Consider the following 6,502-nt stretch of genomic DNA (forward strand, 5'->3'; position numbering starts at 1 on the left):
TGGTGCCGGCGGCCGCCACCCGCCCGGCGGCGACGTCGGCGTGGGCGGGCTGGGGCACGAGCGCCGCAGCCGACGAGGCCAGCCTGATCTTCCGGCTGCACGAACCCGACGACCCGGATTCGCCGATCGACGACCTCGGCCCCGACGACGACATCGACCGTGTGCGCACCGACCCCGACCGGTTGCGATGGCGCCTTGCGGTGTGCCGACGCTCGATCGACGGTCATGTGGCGCCGGTGTTGCCGGGTCGGCTCGATGCCACCGACCTCGACGAGGTGACCACCGAACTGGCCGCCGCGGTCCGGGCGTTTCCCGAACTACACCAAGCGGATCCGGATCGGACGAGTCTGGACTACCTGCTGCCCACCGAACTCGCCGAACGCCTGTTCACCACCGGCGCCGCCGCGCTCGCCGACGCCGGGTTCCCGGTCTTGTTGCCACGCACCATCGCCGAGGTCCGGCCGAGTCTGACCATGCGGGCACGTCCGGTGGTGGGCGGTGGTGCGCCGGCACGCATGGTCGGGTTGCGGGAGATCCGGGAGTTCGAGTGGCGCCTGGCACTCGGCGATGGGCCGGATGCGATCACCCTCGGCGAAGCCGATCTGGACGAGTTGTCCAGGCAGAAGGGCGATCTCGTTCGTATTCGCGGTGTGTGGGTGCGCGCCGAGGGTGCTCGGCTGAGCCGGGCGGCCGCGTACGTGAAATCCCAGCGCGCGCTGGCCGGATCGGGCGCCGCACCCGACATGGGCGAGTTGCTCGGGTTGGTCGCCGGTGACACCGACTCCCTGCCGGTACCGGTGAGCGCAGTGCGCGGACTGGACTGGCTCGACGAGATCGCCGAGACCGGAGCCCTGCGCCCACAACCGATCCCGCCACCCGAACTGTTGGCGGCCTCGCTGCGCCCGTATCAGCAGCGCGGCCTGGAGTGGTTGGCGCATCTGGCACGGCGCGGGATCGGTGGTGTCCTCGCCGACGACATGGGGCTGGGCAAGACGGTGCAGGTGATCGCGCTGCTCGCCCACGAAGCGCATACGGCAGACACCGCCACCCGCTCGCCGACGCTGATCGTGTGCCCGATGTCGGTGGTGGGCAACTGGTCTGCCGAACTGGCGCGGTTCGCGCCGAGCATGCCGGTGGCGGTCCATCACGGTCCCGATCGCGCGAAGGGCGCCGCGTTCGCGGCGGTCCACGGCAGCGCCGAGGTGGTGCTGACGACCTTCGCGATCGCCACCCGTGACCGCGAGTTGCTGGCGACGCACCCCTGGCGGCATCTCGTCGTCGATGAGGCCCAGCATGTCAAGAACGTGAGAACCGCAGCGGCCAAAGCACTCCGGTCGATTCCTGCCGATCACCGGATCGCCCTGACCGGCACCCCCGTCGAGAATCGGCTGGAGGATCTGCGCGCGGTGATCGACCTGGTCAATCCCGGTCTGCTGGGGTCGGCGTCGACCTTCCGTAATCGCTTCGCCGAGCCGATCGAACGCGACCGTGATCCCGACGCGCTCGCCCGCCTGGCCGCGTTGACCCGCCCGTTCATCCTTCGGCGCGAGAAGACCGACCCGTCGATCATCACCGACCTTCCGGAGAAGACCGAGATCACCGTGCGCGCCAATCTCACCGTCGAGCAGGCCGCGCTGTACCGCGCGGTCATCGACGATCTGATGGCGGCCCTGCGGGACAAACAGCAGCGCGCGTTGCGCCGGCGAACGGTGTTGGCGGCGTTGACGCGCCTCAAGCAGATCTGCAATCATCCCGCGCACTATCTGGCCGACGGCACACCGCTGGTCCGGCGGGGCGTCCACCGGTCGGGGAAACTCGAACTGCTCGACGACATCGCGACGACGCTGGTCGCCGAGGGCGATCAGGCCTTGGTGTTCACCCAGTTCGCCGCGTTCGGCGAATTGCTCTCGGCGTGGCTCACCGAGTTGCTGGGCACCGAGATCCCGCTGCTGCACGGTGGCCTGGCACGCGGCGACCGTGACCGGCTCGTCGACCGATTCCAGCACGGCGACACCGGGATTCGTCCGCCGATCCTGATCGCCACCCTCAAAGCCGGCGGCACCGGCCTGAACCTGACGGCCGCCAATCACGTGGTGCACGTTGACCGTTGGTGGAATCCGGCCGTCGAGGACCAGGCGACCGATCGAGCGTACCGGATCGGGCAGCGGCAACGCGTGCACGTGCGACGCTTCGTGTGCGTCGGCACGCTCGAGGAACGCGTCGACGACCTCATCGCGAAGAAGCGGGAGCTGTCACGGCTGACGGTGTCGGCGGGCGAGGCCTGGATGGGCGACCTCGGCAACGACGAACTCTTCGAACTGTTCCGGTTGCGCGAGGACGCGGTGAGCGAATGAGCGGCGCCCAGATGAGTGCACACCGATGAGTGCACGTCGCGGTACGGTCCCGGTGCGCGGGTATGCGCTGACTCCGTGGTCGCGTGCGTTGGTCGATGTGACCGAAGGCCGATTCGCCGGCGACGGCACCGATGCGGCAGTAGACAGCCGCAAGATCACCAAGGCGCGCAGGTACTTCCGCGATCGGCACGTGCATCGGTTGACGATCGGCGCGGGTCGGGTCACCTCGTCGGTCGAGGGCAGTCAGCTCGAGCCGTTCGAGGTGACGATCGAGATCCGCACCGTCGACACCGCGACGGTGGCGACGCTGCTGCGCGCCGCCGACGGTGTGACCGAGGTGATGTCGCTCGCGCGTGGTGAGCAGCCGCGTACCGTTGGTGAACTGGTGCTGCCCACCGAGAGCGCCGACATCGTCGGGGTGTGCACGTGCCCCGACGACTCCGGACGCTGCATCCACGTCCTGTCGACGATGTACGAGGTGGCCGTCGAGATCGACCGGAGCCCCACCACCCTGCTGTCGGTGATGGGGACGTCGCTGCCGGAGTTGCTCGACGCGATCGAGGAACTCGCGCCCGCCCGAGACTCCTCCCCGCAGGGTGACGGAGATCGGACCGGCGACGAGAATGATTCCGCGCCACCGCGAATCGATTTCTACGGCACCGGCGCGACCGCTCCCCCACTCCCATCGCCGCCGCGGATGAATCCGCTGACCGACCTCGACGGCACCGCTCTGCGCACGGCATTGCGGGCCTCCGGCGTCGCCCCCGGCGACATCGCCGAGGCCGTCGACGAGTTGGGCGATCTCTACGACCGGATCGTCGAACCCTGAGGGCGGTCTCACACCAATCCCGCGAGCTTGTAGGCGACGAGCGACCCGGACACCGCGACGTTCAAGCTCGCCCCGCGTCCCACCATCGGTATCTCGACGACGTCGTCGAGCACGTCGAGGACGGACTCGGGGATGCCCGTGCGTTCGTGCCCGAGCACCACCACGGTACGTCGCCGTGCGATCGGTAGGTCGGCCAGACGCGTTGCGCCCTCGGCCAATTCGACGCCGACGAGGTGAGCGCCGGCAGCGCGCTCACGCTCGAGCCACCGGACCGGGTTGCCGGTGCGATGAATACATGAGCGGCCCGGAACGGTGTTGCCCCGTCGCAAGGCCGGACCCACCCAGTCGTGCGGTGGCACCGCCATACAGGCGCCCACTGCATCACAGGTACGCAGCAGGGTGCCCAGGTTGGCTCCGTGCTGGGCCCACAGCGGCGCCAGAATGAGGTGGCCCCAACAGGAACGGGAGCGAGCTCGTCGGGAACGTCGGAGTTCGTCCGCCCTGCGGACGCGAACGCCGGCCATCAACTCAGGTGAGGCGCAGCGCCCCTTTCGGTGATCGACATGGCGACCATGCTAGCCGATACCGCGGGCGCCGAGTACGAAGGGACGCTCACTTGACGGCGCGCTGGTCGGCGATCTGCACATGCGGTGCGAGTTGTCGCAGCAGCGGCAGGAGATGCTCGACGGGCGGTTGGTAGCTCGCCTCGTAGGTGGGTCGGAGCCGCAGCTCTTGTCCCTTCTGGTCCACCATATTCGTGACGACCACGAGCTTCGGTGTCCGCGACGTACTCTTTCCCATTCCGGAGCTGCCGCTGGTCGTGTGCAGATCGATGACCGCGATGACACCGGTGACCGACGTCCACGGCACGAACTTGTCGTCGGCGCCGACTCCGTTTCGGTCGAAGTACATCTTTTCCTTACCGCGCCGCGTGGTCACGGCGACCCGTCCGGTCGCAGCCAACTGCCGGGCAAGCTCCTGCTGTGCGGTGGGGTCGACGACGTAATCGCTGACGTTCAGCGTGGTCCAGAATTCGACGTGCGGCGCCAAAGCCCTTACTGCACTGCGGAACTCGTCGAAGTTCTCCGAGTTGAAGTGATGCAGGGTCGTTCCGTACTGCAGGGGCCGCCCGTTCTTGTTCGCCGCGCGCGAGGTGACGACAAGCGACGTCTCCCGTCGCCGTGCCGCGTACGTCTGATGCGGATCGATCTTTCCGTAGCTGGTTCCGCCGCTGACGAAATCCAGGGCACGGATCTGATCCCAGGGCAGCTGAAAGGCCGGCGCCCAGATTCCGTCCGGGCCTGCGGTGACCTGAGGTCTGCCGATCACCGATCGTGCTCCCCACAGGGTCAGCAGAACCAGACCGCTCCAGCCCACACCAAAGATGCCGAAGAAGATTACGCCGGCCGCAGCATGCGCGGCCGCACAGATCGCGACGGCGACGAATGCTGCCACGCCGATCCCCCCGCATACCCAAAACGCGGTCCAGCTCTTCGGTGCGGCGCCCACGACGCTCACCGTCGCAGGCGTGATCGGGCCCTTGCGGTGGTTGCGATCTTGCGGTAGTCGATCTTGTCGTCACTCATGACGGCCCGCCATATCCTTCGTCTCCGTCTCCCCCGCTACACCCAATCAGGCGGGTGCTCCTATCTCAGAAGTCCCAATCCTCGTCCTCGGTGTTGACCGCCTTGCCGATGACGTACGAGCTACCGGAGCCGGAGAAGAAGTCGTGGTTCTCGTCGGCGTTGGGGGAGAGCGCCGACAGGATCGCCGGGTTCACGTCGGTCTCGTCCTTCGGGAACATCGCCTCGTAGCCGAGGTTCATCAACGCCTTGTTCGCGTTGTAGCGCAAGAACTTCTTGACGTCCTCGGTCAGGCCGACCTCGTCGTAGAGTGCCTCGGTGTAATCGGACTCGTTGTCATAGAGCTCGAAGAGCAACTCGAAGGTGTAGTCCTTGAGTTCCTGACGACGCTCGGCGGTCTGCACCTCCAGACCCCGCTGGTACTTGTAGCCGATGTAGTAGCCGTGCACCGCCTCGTCGCGGATGATCAAGCGGATGAGGTCGGCGGTGTTGGTGAGCTTGGCGCGCGAGGACCAGTACATCGGCAGGTAGAAGCCGGAGTAGAAGAGGAATGACTCGAGTAGGGTCGAGGCCACCTTGCGCTTGAGCGGGTCCTCTCCACGGTAGTAATCCATGACGATCTGGGCCTTGCGCTGCAGGTGCTCGTTCTCCTCCGACCAGCGGAACGCCTCGTCGATCTCCTTGGTCGAGCACAGCGTGGAGAAGATCGAGCTGTAGCTCTTGGCGTGCACCGACTCCATGAACGCGATGTTGGTGAGCACCGCCTCTTCGTGCGGGGTGGACGCATCCGGGATGAGCGAGACCGCGCCGACGGTGCCCTGGATGGTGTCGAGGAGCGTCAAACCGGTGAACACCCGCATCGTCAGCTGCTTCTCGTACTCGGTGAGCGTGTTCCACGACGGGATGTCGTTGGACACCGGCACCTTCTCCGGCAACCAGAAGTTGCCGGTGAGGCGATCCCACACCTCGGCGTCCTTCTCGTCGGGGACGCGGTTCCAGTTGATCGCAGAGACGCGGCTCACCAGCTTGATGGGTGCGCCGTCGGCCGGGCTGTGGGTGCCTGCGGTCATGATGATCATCTCCTCATGGATGCGGATGCGGGTTCTACGGTATCGGTGGCGGTCAGGTGACGTGGATGAGGTCGAGGAGTTCGGCGGCGACGCCGGCGTCCCCAACCGTGTCGACGGCCGACAGCGGTCGGCGATGCCAGAGCGTGAGCAACAAGTCGAAAGCCGAACCGCGCAGCGCCACATCTGCTTTCATGTGCTCTCGCGACCACGTCAGCCCGTCCGCGGATAGCTCGACCAGCCATTCGCCGACCGGCTCGTCATGGGTGTGGATATGCAGTGTTGCTCCGTGCAGGTGCTGCGGAACGCCGCCGGACCGGGACAGGAATCGGGGGGCGAAGACCTCGAGCCACTCCTCGATCCCGTCGGCGGAGAGCTCGGCGTCGACCGCCTTCTGCGTGCCCGGTCGGATCGCGGACTCCAGATCCCATCGGTGAACGGTGAGTTCGTGCGCCTGCCTGCGCGCCCACCACCCGACGGTGCGCTCACCGACGAAGGTCGGTGCCGCCGTGTCGGGATCCCGGGTACCGAGGGCCTCGACGAGCCCGCGGAGCCCGGCTCGATACCAGTCGGTCAGCTCGTCGGCCGGAGGAGTCGGGAAGTCGGCGTAGGAATGCACCGAATCGTCGCCGACGATCCGTGCGGTCGCCCACCGGTGCACGGCGCCGA

6 protein-coding genes are annotated in these 6,502 nt (G+C 67.2%); 2 read left to right on the forward strand and 4 right to left on the reverse strand.

The window, feature by feature from the left end; translation table 11 throughout:
- A partial coding sequence (locus tag B1964_RS14860) for a DEAD/DEAH box helicase (RefSeq protein WP_139765743.1) occupies positions 1–2,354 on the forward strand: 2,354 nt, incomplete at its 5' end.
- Between the two features lie 25 nt (positions 2,355–2,379).
- The gene (locus B1964_RS14865) at positions 2,380–3,183 is read left to right on the forward strand and encodes a hypothetical protein (protein ID WP_079930321.1); all 804 of its coding nucleotides are present in this window, start codon (positions 2,380–2,382) and stop codon (positions 3,181–3,183) included.
- A gap of 8 nt (positions 3,184–3,191) precedes the next feature.
- Here the strand turns inward: B1964_RS14865 and B1964_RS14870 are convergent, their stop codons facing one another.
- From B1964_RS14870 to B1964_RS14885, 4 genes are all read right to left on the reverse strand, one after another.
- Positions 3,192–3,707, reverse strand: coding sequence for a TrmH family RNA methyltransferase (locus tag B1964_RS14870; protein ID WP_079930322.1), 516 nt, complete (start codon positions 3,705–3,707; stop codon positions 3,192–3,194).
- A gap of 88 nt (positions 3,708–3,795) precedes the next feature.
- Positions 3,796–4,638 (reverse strand): hypothetical protein, encoded by an 843-nt coding sequence (locus B1964_RS14875; protein ID WP_253194008.1) that lies wholly within the window; start codon positions 4,636–4,638, stop codon positions 3,796–3,798.
- 196 nt (positions 4,639–4,834) lie between these two features.
- A complete protein-coding gene (gene nrdF / locus B1964_RS14880; RefSeq protein ID WP_006367603.1) occupies positions 4,835–5,836 on the reverse strand; it encodes a class 1b ribonucleoside-diphosphate reductase subunit beta in 1,002 nt (333 codons plus the stop codon).
- 52 nt (positions 5,837–5,888) lie between these two features.
- Positions 5,889–6,502: maleylpyruvate isomerase family mycothiol-dependent enzyme (locus tag B1964_RS14885; RefSeq protein ID WP_079930323.1), on the reverse strand; the 614-nt coding region annotated here is incomplete at its 5' end.

It is taken from the genome of Gordonia sp. i37 (assembly GCF_002043085.1).
In the GTDB taxonomy this organism is placed as follows: domain Bacteria; phylum Actinomycetota; class Actinomycetes; order Mycobacteriales; family Mycobacteriaceae; genus Gordonia; species Gordonia polyisoprenivorans.

Coding starts and splice junctions, on each gene's coding strand:
- B1964_RS14865 (WP_079930321.1), top strand. CDS start 2,380: ATGAGTGCACGTCGCGGTACGGTCCCGGTGCGCGGGTATGCGCTGACT.
- B1964_RS14870 (WP_079930322.1), bottom strand. CDS start 3,707: ATGGCCGGCGTTCGCGTCCGCAGGGCGGACGAACTCCGACGTTCCCGA.
- nrdF (WP_006367603.1), bottom strand. CDS start 5,836: ATGACCGCAGGCACCCACAGCCCGGCCGACGGCGCACCCATCAAGCTG.